The organism is Clostridium autoethanogenum DSM 10061 (assembly GCF_001484725.1).
GTDB lineage: Bacteria > Bacillota > Clostridia > Clostridiales > Clostridiaceae > Clostridium_B > Clostridium_B ljungdahlii.
In genome coordinates, this window is the sequence record NZ_CP012395.1 from 3,538,914 (window position 1) to 3,556,581 (window position 17,668).

The following is a 17,668-nucleotide window of genomic DNA, read 5'->3' on the forward strand; positions in this document are numbered from 1 at the left end:
GGAGATGATTCAATATGGAATTTCGAACTATTAAATCGCCTTCAAAGGGTACAATAGATATGCTTATGAGGCGTATGGGTGCTAATGTTAATAAAGATTCAATTTGTGTTGATGCGGTTGGTCTTGTACAAGGTAAAATGCTGGACATGATTTATGCCGCAGATATTGCTGAAAAGGCAGTTGGTGTCACAGTAGAAGATATTAAAGGAAGTTGTCCACAGAACATGATAATGATTGCGATTTTTGGCGATACGTCATCTGTTGAATCAGCAATTCAGGAGATTAAGCGCAATGTTAAAAAGGAGAAAGATATATGTTAATAGCAAGATTAATTGACAATGTATGGGCAACAAGAAAAGCAGAATCACTTAATGGATTGAAGTTTATGTTAGCGGAAGTAATTGGTGGAACTGGTGCTGGTCAGCATTTAGTTGTTGCAGATATAATCAGTGCCGGAATTGGAGATAGAGTTCTTGTTTCAACCGGGTCATCAGCTCGAAAAATGTTAGATGAATGTGAGGACATCCCGGTTGATGCAGTTGTTGTTGGAATTATTGATGAAGATTGCAATGTAGAATAGACTCAGGAGGTACAAGAATGAAAAAATTAATTTGTGCAAAAGATGTTGAGACTGCAGAAAGGCAGGGCCAAAAAGTAGTGTACATTGGATGTGAAGCAATTATTACTCCATCAGCCAAAGATATAGCAAAAAGTTATGGCATAGAATTTTCTACTGAAAAGCAAGTCCTTGAAGCAAAAAGTTCTTGTGAAGTGGAAACTCCTTGTGAAACAAAAACTTCTGAGCTTGAAAAAGTTTTTGAAAATGGAATTGATAGTGAAGTAATTTATAAAGTATTTAAGATCATGATGAAAAAAGGCCTTTTAAATGGAGTGATTGATTTGATTACCAATAAGAAGCCTTATCTTGCTGAGACTGACTCTATCGGTTTAAAGATTGTTCGTGGCAGTTCAGTAAAATATGAAGCACTTGATACTGGAAATCCTGATGACAAAGTATTTTATCAGGAGATAATCAATGCAGACGATGGTTCTTCAATGAATGCCGGATTTATTACAATTGAAAGTTGTAAATTTGATTGGGAAACAGAATGTCAGGAACTTTACTATGTTATAGAGGGTACATTGACAGTAACAGTGGATAATAAAGTTTATACTGCACATCCTGGTGATTCAGTATTCTTCCCTAAGGGAGCTAAGATAGCATTTGGTTCACCTGACAAGATGAAAGCATTCTATGATACATATTAGAATAGCTGATCAAGGTTGAGGAGGGTTAAATAATGCAGGCACTTGGGTTAATCGAAACAATAGGACTTATTGCAGCTATTGAGAGCGCAGATGCTATGCTTAAGGCGGCAGATGTGAATCTTTTAGAAAAGACATATGTAGGAGGAGGACTTGTTTCTATTGTTGTAACTGGTGATGTGGGTGCTGTGAAAGCAGCTGTAGACGCTGGTGGAGCGGCAGTTAGAAACATAAATGACACATTGCTTGTTTCACAACATGTTATTCCCCGTCCACATGAGGAATTAGATAATATAATTGTATCAGCAGTACCACTGAAAGATAGAAATATTAAAACTGTTAATCCAGAAGAAAATCAATCAAAAGTGGTAACAATGGTTGAGGGCAATGAAGAGGAGTCAGTAGAGGTTTCTTTAAAAATAGAAGAACTAGAGTATGACGATTCTAAAGAAGAGGATTCAATGATAGAAAATCCAACAATAGATGATTCAATAGTGGAAGATCCAATAGAGGAAGACTCTAAAGAAGAGAATTCAACAGTAGAAAATTCAGAGAATGAGGAGCTTTTGCCAGAAAAAATAACTGATCCTTTAAAAATAGATTTGACTAAACTAAATAGGAAAGCTGTAGATAAGATGGTACTTGACTATGGTTTAGAAAAAGCTATTGAGATTTTGAGTAAGTTTAAGGTAATAGAGCTTCGAAATCTCGCTCGTAAATATAAGAACTTTGGTATCAAAGGAAGGTCCATTTCTAAAGCAGACAAAATGCTGCTGCTTGTAGAATTCAGAAAATATTATGGGCATAATTAATAGGTTGTAAAATTTAAACATATGTAAAAATCATTGGAGGGATCACAATTGGAAAATTTTGATAAAGACTTACGTTCTATACAAGAAGCAAGAGATCTTGCACGTTTAGGAAAAATTGCAGCAGACCAAATTGCTGATTATACTGAAGAACAAATTGATAAAATCCTATGTAATATGGTTAGAGTAGCAGAAGAAAATGCAGTTTGCCTTGGTAAAATGGCTGCAGAAGAAACTGGTTTTGGAAAAGCTGAAGATAAGGCTTATAAGAACCATATGGCTGCTACTACAGTATATAATTACATCAAGGATATGAAGACTATTGGTGTTATAAAAGAAGATAAAAGTGAAGGTGTAATTGAATTTGCAGAACCAGTTGGTTTATTGATGGGTATTGTACCATCTACAAATCCAACATCTACTGTTATTTATAAATCAATCATTGCAATTAAATCAAGAAATGCAATTGTATTCTCACCACACCCAGCTGCATTAAAATGTTCAACAAAAGCAATAGAACTTATGCGTGATGCAGCAGTAGCAGCAGGAGCTCCTGCAAATGTAATTGGTGGTATTGTTACACCATCTATACAAGCTACAAATGAACTTATGAAAGCTAAAGAAGTTGCTATGATAATTGCAACTGGAGGCCCTGGAATGGTAAAGGCTGCATATAGTTCAGGAACACCTGCAATAGGCGTCGGTGCTGGTAACTCTCCATCTTATATTGAAAGAACTGCTGATGTTCATCAATCAGTTAAAGATATAATTGCTAGTAAGAGCTTTGACTATGGTACTATTTGTGCATCCGAGCAATCTGTAATTGCTGAAGAATGCAACCATGATGAAATAGTAGCTGAATTTAAGAAACAAGGCGGATATTTCATGACAGCTGAAGAAACTGCAAAAGTTTGCAGCGTACTTTTTAAACCTGGTACACACAGCATGAGTGCTAAGTTTGTAGGAAGAGCTCCTCAGGTTATAGCAGAAGCTGCAGGTTTCACAGTTCCAGAAGGAACAAAAGTATTAATAGGAGAACAAGGCGGAGTTGGTAATGGTTACCCTCTATCTTATGAGAAACTTACAACAGTACTTGCTTTCTATACAGTTAAAGATTGGCATGAAGCATGTGAGCTTAGTATAAGATTACTTCAAAATGGTCTTGGACATACTATGAACATTCATACAAATGACAGGGACTTAGTAATGAAGTTTGCTAAAAAACCAGCATCCCGTATATTAGTTAATACTGGTGGAAGCCAGGGAGGTACTGGTGCAAGCACAGGATTAGCACCTGCATTTACATTAGGTTGTGGTACATGGGGAGGAAGCTCTGTTTCCGAAAATGTTACTCCATTACATTTAATTAATATAAAGAGAGTAGCATATGGTCTTAAAGACTGTACTACATTAGCTGCAGACGATACAACTTTCAATCATTGTGCTACAAGCCCTGCAGAATTTGCAGCAAAGAGCAATTGTGCTAGCAATGCTGCGGATACTACTGATAATGATAAACTTGCTAGACTCGTAAGTGAATTAGTAGCTGCAATGAAGGGAGCTAACTAAAATGGACAAGTACGAAGCTGTTATAAAGCTTTTATTGGAAGTTGTTCAAGGTAGTCAGTCTTCTAAAGAGACAAAACAAGATACAAATGAAATCCCAGTTGGAGTTTCAAATCGTCACATTCATCTTTCACAAGCAGATTTTAACATATTGTTTGGAGAAGGATACCAGGTAACAAAGATAAAGGATTTAGCACAGCCAGGACAGTATGCTTGTAAAGAAACAGTAACAGTATGTGGACCAAAGGGAGCTATTGAAAAAATTAGAATACTTGGACCATTACGTAGTAAGACACAGGTAGAAATCCTAAGAGGAGATTCTTTCAAATTGGGAGTAGCTCCAGAAGTAAGGATGTCCGGTGATTTGCACGGAACACCTGGAATTGCCATAATAGGATCCAAAGGATCTGTTCAAATAAAGGAAGGTGTGATTGTTGCACAAAGGCACATTCACATGACTCCTGCAGATGCACAACATTTTGGGGTGCATGATGGACAGACAGTAAGTATTAAAGTTGATGGACCACGTGGTGGAATTTATAATAATGTTGCAATTAGAGCAAATGATACTTCAGCTTTAGAATGCCATATTGACACAGAGGAAGCAAATGCAATGTGTGTTGGCAACTCATCAAAAATTACAATAGTAAAATAGTAAAATCATAAAATAACAATATTTGGAGAGGAGAAATAAAAATGAAATCTGATGCATTAGGAATGATCGAAACAAAGGGGTTAGTAGGTTCTATAGAGGCTGCAGATGCAATGGTTAAAGCAGCTAATGTTAACTTAATTGGAAAAGAACATGTTGGCGGCGGTCTTGTAACAGTAATGGTAAGAGGAGATGTAGGAGCAGTAAAGGCAGCTACTGATGCTGGTGCTGCAGCAGCACAGCGTGTTGGAGAATTAATTTCCGTTCATGTTATTCCTCGTCCACACGTTGAGGTTGAAACTATACTTCCTAAGACTGGTTTAAAGGAAGACTAATATTAGAAGATATAGGATATAAGATACAAAGTACAAAATAAAAAAAATAAATTATAAACTAGGAGGAAATAAAAATGAAATATGATGCATTAGGAATGATTGAAACAAAAGGTTTAGTAGGTTCAATTGAAGCTGCAGATGCAATGGTAAAGGCAGCTAATGTTTATCTAATAGGAAAAGAACATGTTGGCGGCGGTCTTGTAACAGTAATGGTAAGAGGAGACGTAGGAGCAGTAAAGGCAGCTACTGATGCTGGTGCCGCAGCAGCACAACGTGTTGGAGAATTAGTTTCTGTTCATGTTATTCCTCGTCCACACGTTGAAGTTGAAACTATCCTTCCTAAAACTAATTTAAAGGAAGATGAAAAGTAGATTACAGTTTACCATTTATTTAGTAAGATATAAATGAATATTAAAGAATGTATAAATCCCCTTATATTGATGATTTAAGGGGATTTTGTTTTAGGTAAGTTATTTTTTTTTACCCCAAAGTCTAATTAGTCTATCTTTAATTTTAGCTTCAAATCCGTTAGATGTTGGGTTATAATACACAGTATCTTTATGAGAATCGGGCAAATACTGTTGATTTACAAATCCTCCATATGAGTGTGGATATAAATATCCAATTCCGTGTCTTAACTTCTCTGAACCTTTGTAATGGGCATCTCTTAAATAAAGAGGTATTCCAGAATCTCTGCGTTTTCTAACATCTGTGAGGGCAGAATCAATTGCAACACAGCAAGCATTTGACTTTGGTGCTGATGCTACGTATATTGCTGCCTGAGATAGTGCATATCTACATTCAGGCATGCCTATCATATGTACAGCATTCATAGCATTTGTAGCTACTACTAAAGCCATAGGATCAGCATTTCCTACGTCCTCTGAGGCCTGAATAGTAATTCTTCTTGCTATAAACATTGGATCTTCACCAGCATCTAACATTTTTCCAAGATAATATACTGCTGCGTCAGGAGAACTTCCCCTAAGTGATTTTATGAAAGCGCTTATAGTATCATAGTGGGATGTACCTTGTTTATCGTACAATGTCATTTTCCTCTGGATGCATTCTTTTGCATCGTCAGCAGTTATAAAAATTTTATCTTCCTTCCTGGATGAAGTCCTAACTGCTATATCTAAAGCATTTAAAGCCTTCCTTATATCACCATTACTATGTACAGCAAAATAATCAAACACCTCAGGATCTACTTCTATGTTGAGATATCCAAAACCTTTTGGACTTTTGATGGCATTATTCAATGCTTCTTTAACGTTATTCTCGGAAAGATTTTTAAACTCAAAAATCATAGAACGAGAAAGAAGGGCATTATTAATTTCAAAATATGGATTTTCTGTAGTAGCACCTATCAATATGATAATACCTTTTTCAACTGCGTTTAAAACACTATCCTGTTGAGCTTTGTTGAATCTATGTATTTCATCAATAAATAATATTGTTTTTTTAGAATAAAATTTTTGGTTATCATCTGCTTCCTTTATAATCTTCTTTACATCTGATGTACCAGAATTTACAGCACTCAATTCATAAAAATTTGCCTTTGTTGTATTAGCTATAATTCTTGCTAATGTAGTCTTACCTACACCAGGTGGTCCGTAAAAAATAGCTGAGGAAATATTATCTGTAACTATTGCTCTATATAGCATTTTGCCTTTACTTAAAATATGTTCTTGGCCTATAAATTCTTCCAAGGTCTCTGGTCTCATTCTTTCGGCTAAAGGTTTTAATTCCTTATTATTTTTGTTGTTAGCAAAATCAAATAAATCCATAATTTCACCATCCTTTTAAAATTATTCTATATTATTATACTGCAAAAGGGGTAATTATTAATAATAAAACCTTGGGTAAAAATAGAAGAATTCAGGTGGAAAAAATTAATTTTTTATTGTTGACAATTTTACTCGGATTTGATACTATAATATTAATTACAGTATTAAGTCACATTGATTTAAGGAAGTGATGAATTGAAGCTATCCACAAAAGGAAGATATGGGGTAAAAGCTATGGTAGATTTAGCTATTCACTATAGTGATGAGCCGTCATCTATAAAAAGTATATCGGAAAGACAAAATATATCAGAATATTATTTAGAACAGTTATTTTCGAACCTTAGAAAATCTAATTTAGTAAAAAGTATTAGGGGAGCACAAGGTGGGTATATTTTAAACAGAGAACCCAAAGATATAACTGTAGCTGATATAATGAAAGTTTTAGAAGGACCTATAGAAATATCAGATTGTGTAGATGAAAATAATGAAAATTCTTGCAGTAATATGGACTGCTGTGCTACTAGGCTTTTATGGAGTAGAATTAAAGAAAGTATAGAACAGGTTATGAAGTCTACAACTTTACAAGACATGGTAGATGATTATATTCAAATGAAACAAGAAAAAACGAAAGGGGATATATAAATGAATAAGAAGGTTTACATGGACTATTCAGCTACTACTTATACAAAACCCGAGGTATTACAAGAGATGATTCCTTATTTTACTGAGAATTTTGGAAACCCATCTTCACTGTATTCAATGTCAGATGTTCCAAGAGAGGCAATTAATACAGCTAGACAAAGAGTGGCTAAGGCAATAAATGCAGATAAAAATGAAATATTTTTTACAGCAGGTGGCTCAGAAAGTGATAACTGGATATTAAAAGGAATAGCTTTTGCAAATAAAAATAAAGGAAATCATATAATAACTACTAAGATAGAACATCATGCTATTTTACATGCATGTAAGTTTCTTGAAAAGAATGGATTTGAAGTTACTTATTTACCTGTAGATGAGTATGGATTTATAAATTTAGAAGATTTAAAAAAAGCAATTAAGGATACTACAATACTTGTATCTGTAATGTTTGCAAATAATGAAGTGGGAACCATTCAACCTATAAAGGAAATAGGTGAAATATGTAGAGAAAAGAAGATATATTTTCACACAGATGCAGTTCAAGCTATAGGACACGTTAACATAGATGTAAAGGATATGAATATAGATGCTCTTTCTATGGCAGGACATAAGTTTTATGGACCTAAGGGAATAGGAGCAATGTACTTGAAAAAGGGAGTAAAAATTGAAAGCCTGATACATGGTGGTGCACAGGAAAGAGGAAAGAGAGCTTCCACTGAAAATGTCCCAGGAATAGTTGGAATAGGAAAAGCAATAGAATTAGCAACTTCTGAAATGAAGACAGAAAGTAAAAGACTTAGTAAATTAAGGGATAAACTTACAAAAGGATTAGTTGAAGAAATACCTTATGCTAAAGTAAATGGACCTAGTGGAGATAAGAGACTTCCTGGAAATGTTAATTTGAGTTTTATAGGAATAGAAGGAGAAACTTTGCTTCTAGATTTAAATGATGCAGGTATATTTGTTTCTACAGGAAGTGCTTGTGCATCGGCTTCATTGGATCCGTCACATGTACTTTTAGCTTTAGGGTTACCTCACGAAGTGGCACATGGTTCCCTTAGATTAACTTTAGGTGCTGGTACTACTGAAGAGGATGTAGATTATGCACTGCAGGTAATTCCGAAGGTAGTAGCTAGAAGAAGGGCAATGTCACCGCTTTGGGAAGACTTTCTTAAAACACAAAATAAAGGAGAGAAGGTAGAACAATTATGATGTACAGCGAAAAGGTTATGGATCACTTTAGACACCCTAGAAATGTAGGTGAAATTCCGGATGCAAATGGTGTTGGAGAAGTTGGAAATCCACAATGTGGAGATATAATGAAGATATATATAAAGGTTGAAGATGATGTGATAAAAGATATAAAGTTTAAGACTTTTGGATGCGGTTCTGCTATAGCATCTTCCAGTATGGCAACTGAACTTATAAAAGGAAAAACATTAGAAGATGCATGGGAGCTTACTAACAAGGCAGTTGCAGAGGCGCTGGATGGACTTCCACCAGTGAAGATGCATTGTTCTGTTTTAGCAGAAGAAGCTATCCATAAGGCAATAAACGATTATAGAGAGTCACAGGGACTTGAACCATGGGCAACTAAAAATCATTCTGAAACTATCCACGAACATGTTCATGGAAATTAATAATAATTTAGATAATATATTAAGTAGGTTTTCTGTAATATATAGAATTTAAACTTTGTTTACTAAATAAAAATATAACCTTTTTATGAGGTTATATTTTTATTTTTTGGATAAACTACAGGTATATATTTTTAAATTAAGGTGATATCTTTGTATAGAATAAGAGATTTTATATTTATGGATGCAGTAAATCTTTCAGGAAATTTACTGGGGTTTATAAGTGATATATTTTTAGACTTTAACAAAAAACAAGTAAAGGGGTTTGTTATAACTCCTAACAACATATTTAGAAAAAGTTTAAACGTATTTATAAAGGATATAGTGAGTCTAACATCTGTAATAGTTGTTACTAATGTAAATAAGGATAAGTATTTTCAATTTAATGATGTAAAGAGAATGAATGTAGTGGATGAAAAAGGATGTTTAATAGGGATGGTAGAAGATATATTATTTGATGAAGAAAGTTTTTGCATAAAGGCAGTTATACTTTCCACTGGATTTATAAATAATTTTATAAAAGGAAAAAAAATATTGCTTATAGATGATTTGACTTTAGGAGAAGATAACGTATTTTACAGAGGGAAAAAAGAAAATTTAAAATTTTTTAATTCTCCTCATGCACTATTTAACTCAGATAAGGCATCTGAAAGAAAATAGGCTAGCATACTGAATGGTTATTTTTTTGAAAATGTCTAAGAAAGAGAAACACTCAAGTATAATTAAAATTGTGGAAGATGATATGATGAATATTATTAAAAATTCTGTCGTCAAATATGTACTTACAATAGTTATATTTGCAGCAGCTGCCTTGCTTGTTGCTAAAAGTTCTGTATTAAGGGAAATGTTATATTTGATTTTTATATCTTTTTTAATAGCGTATACCCTAAAACCTATAGAAATAAAGATGGTTAATGCCGGAGTAAATAAAAAAGTTAGTGCTATTATTATAATAGGTATACTAATTTTATTAGTTGTTTCTACATTTGCTCTTCTTATACCATCTTTATTTAAGGAAAGCTTAAAGTTAAATGCCACTGCTGCCAATATTCAGATGTTAATAGACAAATTTTATGCAAAACTAAAGTTAATCCAGGGCAATAGGACAATACACTTATTAGTAAATAATTTAAATAGAAGGATTGACAGTGAAATTGCTTCTATATTTGTTAAAATATTCGATTTCTTAATGAATATGGGAGAAAATATATTGTATTTAGTAGTTATACCAATAATAACTTATTACTTTTTAGCTGATGATAAATGCATAAATGAAAGTTTGCTTTCGGCATTCCCGGTAAATAGTAGAAAACCTATTAAAAAAATATGCTGTCATGCAGATAAGATATTAGGACGATATATAGCAAGTCAGATTATGCTAAGTGCTCTTGTGGGAATAGCTACTTTTTTTATACTTATATTTTTAAAGGTGGAATTTCCTATAATATTATCTATATTAAATGCATTTTTTAACATAATACCTTATTTTGGACCTATATTTGGGGCTCTCCCGGCTATAGTTATAGCCCTTACAAAATCTCCAGAAACGGCTTTATGGACAGCGGTATGGCTTTATCTTCTGCAGCAGATAGAAGGAAACATACTATCACCTAAGGTTACAGGAGATAGCATAGATATGCATCCTCTTATAGTCATTCTTCTATTAATAGTTGGAGGAAAGATATCAGGATTTATTGGAATGGTATTAGCAGTACCTTTTGGAGTTTTAGTTAAAGTTATATATGAGGATCTGAATTACTATATGTTTTAAGGACCATTTTTAATTTTTGATTAGTATAAGGTACTATAAAAGACTACAATATTGACATAAAAGTGTATTTAAATTATAATTTGTATCATAATGGAATATAGGCAATGAATAGAAAAAGTAAATATTTTATTATATAAAGAGAGGGAGTGGATGGTGTAAACTTCTTATAATATATATTGAAGCTATCTATGAGTCATAACATATAATTTAAGAGATACAGGTTTTTTGTTTTATATATCTGTTTAATTAGGGTGGTACCGCGGATTCAGCTTTCGTCCCTTTTCAGGGATGGAAGCTTTTTAATTAAAATTATTTTTTACATAATAAGATGATAAAATTTGATTACATATGAGTGAAGAGGAGAGATACATATGGAAAAATTAGGATTAAATCAAATTAGAGAGATGTATTTAAGTTTTTTTGAAAAGAAGGGGCATTTGAGAATGCCAAGTTTTTCTTTAGTGCCCAATAATGATAAGAGCTTACTTCTTATAAATGCAGGAATGGCACCTCTTAAACCCTATTTTACAGGATTGAAGGTTCCACCTAGAAAAAGGGTGACTACCTGTCAGAAATGTATAAGAACAGGGGATATTGAAAATGTTGGGAAAACATCCAGACATGGTACCTTTTTTGAGATGCTTGGAAATTTTTCATTTGGAGACTATTTCAAAGAAGAAGTAATTCCTTGGGCTTGGGAATTTACTACTGATGTTTTAAAGATTCCTAAAGATAAATTATATGTCACTATATATTTAGATGACGATGAAGCTTATGATATATGGGTGAAAAAGACGGACATAGATCCATCTAGAATATTCAGACTAGGAAAAGAAGATAATTTTTGGGAACATGGAGCAGGACCCTGTGGACCTTGTTCGGAGATTCACTATGATAGAGGCGAAGGAAAGATAACTACAGTAGATGAATTTGTAAAAGCAGGTGATAGTGACAGGGTAGTTGAATTTTGGAACTTGGTATTTACACAATTTGATAAAGATGAAGAGGGAAACTACAATAAGCTTTCTCATCCAAATATAGATACGGGTATGGGTCTTGAGAGAATGGCAACTATAATGCAGGGTAAAAACAGTATATTTGAAGTGGATACTATAAATTCTATATTAAAAGAAGTTAGCAATATGGCTGGTATAGAATATAGTAAAAATGAAAAAAGCGATATGTCCATGAGAATAATAACAGATCATGTGAGAAGCGTTACATTTATGATAAGTGATGGAATACTTCCATCTAATGAAGGCCGCGGGTATGTGCTTAGAAGACTTTTAAGAAGGGCTGCAAAGCATGGAAAGTCCCTTGGTATTAAGGAAGGATTTTTGTATAAACTTACAGAAGTTGTCATAAACAATTCTTGCGGAAATTATCCTGAATTGAAGGAAAAAGAAGAGTATATAAAAAAGATTATAAAGCTAGAAGAGGAAAGATTTGATGAAACTATAGATAGTGGAATGCAAATTTTAAATGACTTTATATCTGATTTAAAGTCAAATAAAAATACTGTACTTGAGGGTGAAAAAGCATTTAAATTGTATGACACTTATGGTTTTCCTATAGAACTTACCCAAGAAATATTAGAAGAAAAAGGAATGACTGTGGATTTAGATGAATTCAATCAGAATATGAAAGATCAGAGGGAAAGAGCAAGATCTGCTAGAGCAGAGACCAATTATATGGGAGCAGAAAATACTGTATTAAATAAAATTCCTTTTGAAATAAATACGGTATTTGAAGGGTATGATAGATTAAAATCCAGTTCCAAAGTTAAATTAATTGTAAAAGATGAAGAATTTGTATCTGTTTTAAACGAAGGAGAAGAAGGAGTTATTATAACTGCTAATACGCCTTTTTATGCTGAAATGGGAGGCCAGGTAGGAGACAAGGGAACTGTATTTAGTGAAAATTTCAAAGGAGAAGTTTTAGATTGTAAGAAAAATCTAGCAGGAAAGGTACTACATTTTGTTAAGGTTATTTCAGGAAGTATAAATTTGGAGGATACAATTGAACTGAGTGTAGACGAGGATAGAAGAAGTAATATAAGAAAAAATCATACGGCAACTCATCTATTAGATTCTGCTTTAAAACAAGTTTTAGGAGAACAGGTACATCAGTCTGGTTCTTATGTAGATGAATCTAGGCTAAGGTTTGATTTTAATCATTTTGAAGCTGTAAGCTATGAAAAATTAAGGAATATTGAAAACTTGGTAAATGAAAGTATAATGAAAGTTTATCCTGTAAAAACAACTATAATGTCCTTAGAGGAAGCCAAAGAAAGTGGTGCAATAGCACTTTTCGACAACAAATATAAGGATGAAGTAAGGGTAGTTTCCGTAGGAAATTTCAGCAAGGAACTTTGTGGAGGTACTCATGTAAGTAATTCTGGAGAGATAGGCTTGTTTAAAATAACTTCTGAAACTGGAATAGCAGCTGGTATAAGAAGAATAGAAGCAGTTACAGGTAAGATGGCTGCTGAATATGTTAATTCAAAAAGTGATATACTAAGAGAAATATCAAGCAAACTGAAATGTTCTGAAAAAGAAATTGTTCATAAATTGGATTTGCAATCTAGTGAACTGAAAGAATTGGAAAAAGAAATTGAAGAATTAAAATTGAAAGTTGCAGGAAGTGCAGAAGACGATATTTTAAAGTCAGTAGAGAAAATAGGAGGAATAGATCTATTTACAGGTATATTGAAAGATGTAGATGGAAATTCTCTTAGGGAATTGGCTGATAAAATCAGGAGTAAATCTGAAAATTGTGTAGTTTTGCTTGGAAGCAGCATAGGAGGAAAAGTGCAGCTTGTAGCTATGGCAACTAAAGAAGCAGTAAAAAGTGGAATACATTGTGGAAAAATCATAAAGGAAGTTGCAGCCATTACAGGTGGCGGCGGTGGAGGAAGACCTGATATGGCTCAAGCAGGAGGAAGACTTCCAGATAAGTTACAAGAAGCTATAGGAAAAAGTAATACAATTATTACAAAATTAGTTAAGTAGTATACATTTTATGAAATATGTTTTATAATATATTTATTAGAATGTTAGCGGGGTGATATATATGAGCAACGATAATACTATTCAGTTTGACATTTCTGAAAGTAAAAAAGCATTGACAAAGGAAATATTGACTGAGGTTTATGATTCGCTAATTAAAAAAGGCTATAATCCAGTAAATCAATTGGTGGGATATTTGATTTCTGGTGATCCAACGTATATAACAAATTATAATGGAGCAAGGTCATTGGTTAGGAAGCTTGAGAGAGATGAAATACTTGAAGAAGTCTTAAAAGCATACTTAGACATAAAATAAAAATGTCCTTATGGACATTTTTATTTTAAATATGAGAATAATATAAAGTAGGAGAGTGAAGATTTGAGAATACTCGGATTGGATATAGGTGACAGAACTATAGGAGTGGCACTAAGTGACCCACTTGGGATAACGGCACAAGGAATCACTACTGTGAGAAGAAAGAATCAGGAAAAGGATATTGAGGAATTAAAGTCTATATGTGAAAAATACGGTGTAGAATGTATTGTTTCTGGGCTTCCTAAAAATATGAATGGTACGTTAGGTCTTCAGAGTGAAAAAGTGTTGAGTTTTTGCAAGGTTATAGAGCAAAGTATAAAAGTACCCATAAAGATGTGGGATGAAAGATTAACTACTGTAGCAGCTCATAGGGCTATGATAGAGGGAGATTTATCTAGGGCAAAGAGAAAAAAAATAGTAGATAAGATGGCAGCTATTTATATACTTCAAGGATATTTGGATAGTATTTCAAAATAGTATCAAGTGAAAATTGTTTGAACTTATTTAGGGATATAGTCTCTCTTTATCATAGACTTGAAAAAAATCAGAAAACTAAAATCTATAATTTTTGTGAAGGGTTTTTGCAAAGTATCGTTAAGTGTTAAAGAGAGTAGTTATTGAATAAATCTGGATTTAAAAGAAAGGAAAACTCAATATGGATAATAACGCAGCAGATTTAATATTAGAAGATGAAAATGGAAAAAAGGTTAAGTTCCAGGTGGTTACTAAATTTGATATAAAAGAAGAAGAATATATAATTGCGGTACCTGAAGAATGTGCTGATGAAGATACAGCTATAGCACTTAAAATAGTAAAAGATGATAATGGAGAAGAAGTTCTTGTAACAGTAGAAGATGAGGATGAATTTGATAAGGTTTTAGAAGTTTATGAAAGTTTATTTGGAAATGAAGCTTAGTTAATATAAAAGCTAGAGGCTAAAAGCTGTGGCTTAGATAGCTTTTAGCCTTTAGCTTTTATATTAATTGATTTTCAATTGACAATAACTTTATACTATATTAAACTTATAGTATTGTAATTTTTAAACAATGTTTTTATCCGATGGCTGCTATCTATAACACTACCGTTACACACAGTGAAGCAGTAGAGAAGGTTGTCATGGGACAAATTTAGGTTGAAATGGGGTATAGTAATGCCAAAACTTTCCTCTTCAGAAATAGAGAGATTAAAAAATAGCTTAAAAGAAAAAGGATATAAACTTACGCCGCAGAGGCGTGCTGTAGTTGATATTATAATAAGAAATGAAGGAAAACACCTTACTACAGAAGAAATATATGATCAGGTTAAGAGTGAATGCCCTGAAATTGGTTTGGCTACAGTTTACAGGACAGTACAGCTTTTAGAGGATATAGGCGTTATATGTAAATTGGATTTGGAGGATGGATGCAATAGATACGAAATAGTGCATGAAGAAGAAAACCATCAGCATCATCATTTAATATGTACTAAATGTTCTAAGATAATTGAAGTAACGGATGATTTGTTGGAACCTTTAGAAAAAAAGATAGAAGAAAAGTATGATTTTAAAATTTTAAACCATAGTTTAAAATTTTATGGCATATGTAATAAATGTACAAAAAAATCAAAATAAGTATAAAAAACTAAAATATAAAAAGGAGGGAAGATTTTTTTGCGTAAAGAAAAAGATAGAGTAAAAGTCATTCCATTAGGTGGTCTAGGTGAAATAGGAAAGAATCTTACAGTAATAGAGTATAAAAATGACATAATAGTAATTGATTGTGGCATGAGTTTCCCGGATGCAGATATGCTGGGCATAGATATAGTTATACCCGATATTACTTATTTAAAAAAGAATATTGACAGGGTGAGAGGAATATTTTTAACTCATGGACATGAAGACCATATAGGAGCGTTACCTTATGTGCTAAAAGAAATCAATGTTCCTGTGTACGGTACGAAGTTGACCCTGGGTATTGTTGAGAGTAAGTTAAGGGAACATAACTTAAATGATGTAGTAAAATTAAAGTGTGTAAAGGCAAAGGACGTAATTAAATTGGATAGTATGTCTGTGGAATTTATAAGAACTAGCCACAGTATAGCTGATTCAACTGCCCTTGCAATACATACACCAATAGGTATTATATTTCATACTGGTGACTTTAAGGTAGATTATACGCCTATTGATGGAAGTGTAATTGATTTTGCTAGGCTTGCAGAACTAGGTAAAAAAGGTGTAATCCTTATGTTAGCAGATAGTACTAATGTAGAGAGACCGGGATACACTATGTCTGAAAGAACTGTAGGAACAACTTTTCAAAAGTTTTTCTCACTTGCAAAAAGTAGAATAATAGTGGCTACATTTGCCTCTAATATTCATAGAATACAGCAGGTAATTACTGCTGCTGAAAAATATGACAGGAAAGTTGCAATTTCCGGGAGAAGTATGGAAAATATAATGGAAGTAGCTATGAACTTGGGATATATAGACATTAAAAAAAATACTCTTATTAATATAGATAATATAAATAGGTATCCTGGTAATAGAATAGTTATAATAACTACTGGAAGTCAAGGCGAACCTATGTCAGCTCTTTCCAGGATGGCAGCTTCCGAACATAAGAAAGTAAATATTATTCCAGGAGATACAATAATAATTTCAGCAAATCCTATACCTGGAAATGAAAAATTAGTTTCTGGAGTTATAAATCAACTGTTTAAAAAGGGAGCAGAAGTAATATATGAAGCACTAGCAGATGTGCACGTTTCAGGTCATGCCTGTCAGGAAGAATTAAAATTAATTCATACTCTTGTAAAACCTAAATTTTTTATGCCAGTGCATGGAGAATACAGGCATTTGAAGCAGCATAAAGACCTTGCCGTAAGCTTAGGAATGCCTTCAAACAATATAATTATAGCAGATAATGGAGATGTAATAGAAGTTTCCAGAGACTCTATAAAGAAAACGGGTACAGTAGTATCTGGACAGATATTTGTAGATGGACTTGGAGTGGGGGATGTTGGAAATATAGTTTTGAGAGATAGAAGACATCTTTCACAAGACGGTATACTTACAGTAGTAATTACCATTGAAAAACAAACTGGCACCGTTATTGCTGGTCCTGATATAATATCCAGGGGATTTGTATATGTAAGAGAATCAGAAGATTTAATGGAAGAAGCAAAGGAACTTGTACGAGGTGCATTAAATGAATGTGAGGAGAAACACATTACTGAATGGGCAAGTATAAAATCAAATGTAAAAGAAGTCCTCAGATCATTCTTATACGAAAAGACAAAGAGAAAACCAATGATATTACCTATAATTATGGAAATATAATGTTTTGAAATATTGTCTAAGGAGGATGGTTGAAATGAGTATATGCGATAAAGCAAGTGAGCTTGCAGCAGAGCTTAAAAACTGTGAAGAAGTGACTGCATTAAGAGAGGCAAGTAAGGAAATAGAAAAAAGTGAAGCAAATATAAAAATGTTAGATGACTTTAGAAAAATACAAATGGAGGCTTATTCAGAGCAAATGCAAAATGGAGAGGTCTCTGAGAAAACTAAACAAAAATTTAAAGATATAGGTTCTGTAGTATCTATGAATCCATCTGTAAATAAGTATATACAGACAGAACAGAGATTCAGTATTATGTGGCAGAATATATTAAAGGTGCTAAATGATGCCATAGGAATAGACTTTTCTTTTGGAACAGGTAAAAATAAAAAATAGTTTTTACGTGAAAACCATTAGAATGATGTTTAGAAAGTTGACTTTTTAACACTATGATATTAAAATAAATATGTTACTTTAAATTGGATACAGGGAAGTATCCAATTTTTTTGAGTATTTATTCAGAATTTTAATATGTTTAGTCAGTTTAAGTGTAAAATTGGAGGAGTAA

At 33.0% G+C, this 17,668-nt stretch carries 21 protein-coding genes and 1 other annotated feature; of the genes, 20 read left to right on the forward strand and 1 reads right to left on the reverse strand.

All coding sequences use genetic code 11. The annotated features are described in order from the left end of the window. Positions 1-14 precede the first annotated feature (14 nt). The 8 genes from CLAU_RS16070 to eutM (CLAU_RS16105) all read left to right on the forward strand — a co-directional run bounded on the left by CLAU_RS16070 (position 15) and on the right by eutM (CLAU_RS16105) (position 4,999). Complete coding sequence (locus CLAU_RS16070; RefSeq protein WP_013237857.1) at positions 15-320, forward strand: BMC domain-containing protein; 306 nt, start codon at positions 15-17, stop codon at positions 318-320. Further along, positions 314-580 carry a EutN/CcmL family microcompartment protein gene (locus CLAU_RS16075; protein ID WP_013237858.1) on the forward strand — a complete coding sequence of 89 codons (267 nt, stop codon included), beginning with the start codon at positions 314-316 and terminating at the stop codon, positions 578-580. The genes CLAU_RS16070 and CLAU_RS16075 overlap by 7 nt, the downstream gene beginning before the upstream one ends. Before the next feature lie 17 nt (positions 581-597). After that, positions 598-1,269, forward strand: a complete 672-nt coding sequence (locus CLAU_RS16080; protein ID WP_023163085.1) for a cupin domain-containing protein — start codon at positions 598-600, stop codon at positions 1,267-1,269. Between the two features lie 32 nt (positions 1,270-1,301). Next, positions 1,302-2,078, forward strand: a complete 777-nt coding sequence (locus CLAU_RS21405) for a BMC domain-containing protein (RefSeq protein ID WP_023163086.1) — start codon at positions 1,302-1,304, stop codon at positions 2,076-2,078. A gap of 48 nt (positions 2,079-2,126) precedes the next feature. After that, a complete protein-coding gene (locus CLAU_RS16090) occupies positions 2,127-3,644 on the forward strand; it encodes an acetaldehyde dehydrogenase (acetylating) (RefSeq protein WP_023163087.1) in 1,518 nt (505 codons plus the stop codon). Between the two features lies 1 nt (position 3,645). Beyond that, positions 3,646-4,296 (forward strand): phosphate propanoyltransferase, encoded by a 651-nt coding sequence (locus tag CLAU_RS16095; protein ID WP_023163088.1) that lies wholly within the window; start codon positions 3,646-3,648, stop codon positions 4,294-4,296. A 41-nt stretch (positions 4,297-4,337) separates the two neighbouring features. Beyond that, positions 4,338-4,628, forward strand: coding sequence for an ethanolamine utilization microcompartment protein EutM (eutM, locus tag CLAU_RS16100; RefSeq protein WP_023163089.1), 291 nt, complete (start codon positions 4,338-4,340; stop codon positions 4,626-4,628). A gap of 74 nt (positions 4,629-4,702) precedes the next feature. Then, on the forward strand, positions 4,703-4,999 hold the full coding sequence (gene eutM / locus CLAU_RS16105) for an ethanolamine utilization microcompartment protein EutM (RefSeq protein ID WP_013237864.1): 297 nt from the start codon (positions 4,703-4,705) through the stop codon (positions 4,997-4,999). Positions 5,000-5,098: 99 nt separating this feature from the next. On the opposite strand, the gene CLAU_RS16110 is transcribed toward eutM (CLAU_RS16105), so the two are convergent. Beyond that, positions 5,099-6,415 (reverse strand): replication-associated recombination protein A, encoded by a 1,317-nt coding sequence (locus CLAU_RS16110; RefSeq protein ID WP_013237865.1) that lies wholly within the window; start codon positions 6,413-6,415, stop codon positions 5,099-5,101. Positions 6,416-6,610: 195 nt separating this feature from the next. Between CLAU_RS16110 and CLAU_RS16115 the strand changes: the two genes are divergently transcribed. From CLAU_RS16115 to CLAU_RS16170, 12 genes are all read left to right on the forward strand, one after another. Further along, the gene (locus CLAU_RS16115; RefSeq protein ID WP_013237875.1) at positions 6,611-7,057 is read left to right on the forward strand and encodes an RrF2 family transcriptional regulator; all 447 of its coding nucleotides are present in this window, start codon (positions 6,611-6,613) and stop codon (positions 7,055-7,057) included. Further along, positions 7,058-8,266 carry a cysteine desulfurase NifS gene (gene nifS, locus CLAU_RS16120; protein ID WP_013237876.1) on the forward strand — a complete coding sequence of 403 codons (1,209 nt, stop codon included), beginning with the start codon at positions 7,058-7,060 and terminating at the stop codon, positions 8,264-8,266. Beyond that, positions 8,266-8,694: a Fe-S cluster assembly scaffold protein NifU gene (gene nifU, locus CLAU_RS16125; protein WP_029170221.1), complete on the forward strand. Its 429-nt coding sequence runs from the start codon at positions 8,266-8,268 to the stop codon at positions 8,692-8,694. Before nifS ends, nifU begins: the two co-directional genes overlap by 1 nt. A gap of 141 nt (positions 8,695-8,835) precedes the next feature. Further along, positions 8,836-9,351: a PRC-barrel domain-containing protein gene (locus CLAU_RS16130; RefSeq protein ID WP_406540980.1), complete on the forward strand. Its 516-nt coding sequence runs from the start codon at positions 8,836-8,838 to the stop codon at positions 9,349-9,351. A gap of 82 nt (positions 9,352-9,433) precedes the next feature. Further along, entirely contained in the window at positions 9,434-10,462 is a 1,029-nt protein-coding gene (locus CLAU_RS16135) for an AI-2E family transporter (protein WP_013237879.1), read from the forward strand. A 95-nt stretch (positions 10,463-10,557) separates the two neighbouring features. Further along, positions 10,558-10,745, forward strand: a binding site (T-box leader). Between the two features lie 88 nt (positions 10,746-10,833). Beyond that, complete coding sequence (alaS, locus tag CLAU_RS16140) at positions 10,834-13,473, forward strand: alanine--tRNA ligase (protein WP_013237880.1); 2,640 nt, start codon at positions 10,834-10,836, stop codon at positions 13,471-13,473. A gap of 61 nt (positions 13,474-13,534) precedes the next feature. Continuing rightward, complete coding sequence (locus tag CLAU_RS16145) at positions 13,535-13,786, forward strand: IreB family regulatory phosphoprotein (RefSeq protein WP_013237881.1); 252 nt, start codon at positions 13,535-13,537, stop codon at positions 13,784-13,786. A 63-nt stretch (positions 13,787-13,849) separates the two neighbouring features. After that, positions 13,850-14,263, forward strand: coding sequence for a Holliday junction resolvase RuvX (gene ruvX / locus CLAU_RS16150; RefSeq protein ID WP_013237882.1), 414 nt, complete (start codon positions 13,850-13,852; stop codon positions 14,261-14,263). A gap of 178 nt (positions 14,264-14,441) precedes the next feature. Next, positions 14,442-14,702, forward strand: coding sequence for a DUF1292 domain-containing protein (locus CLAU_RS16155; protein ID WP_013237883.1), 261 nt, complete (start codon positions 14,442-14,444; stop codon positions 14,700-14,702). 234 nt (positions 14,703-14,936) lie between these two features. Beyond that, entirely contained in the window at positions 14,937-15,395 is a 459-nt protein-coding gene (locus CLAU_RS16160) for a Fur family transcriptional regulator (protein WP_013237884.1), read from the forward strand. Between the two features lie 39 nt (positions 15,396-15,434). Further along, complete coding sequence (locus CLAU_RS16165; protein WP_013237885.1) at positions 15,435-17,102, forward strand: ribonuclease J; 1,668 nt, start codon at positions 15,435-15,437, stop codon at positions 17,100-17,102. 34 nt (positions 17,103-17,136) lie between these two features. Next, on the forward strand, positions 17,137-17,496 hold the full coding sequence (locus CLAU_RS16170; RefSeq protein ID WP_013237886.1) for a YlbF/YmcA family competence regulator: 360 nt from the start codon (positions 17,137-17,139) through the stop codon (positions 17,494-17,496). Positions 17,497-17,668: the final 172 nt, after the last annotated feature.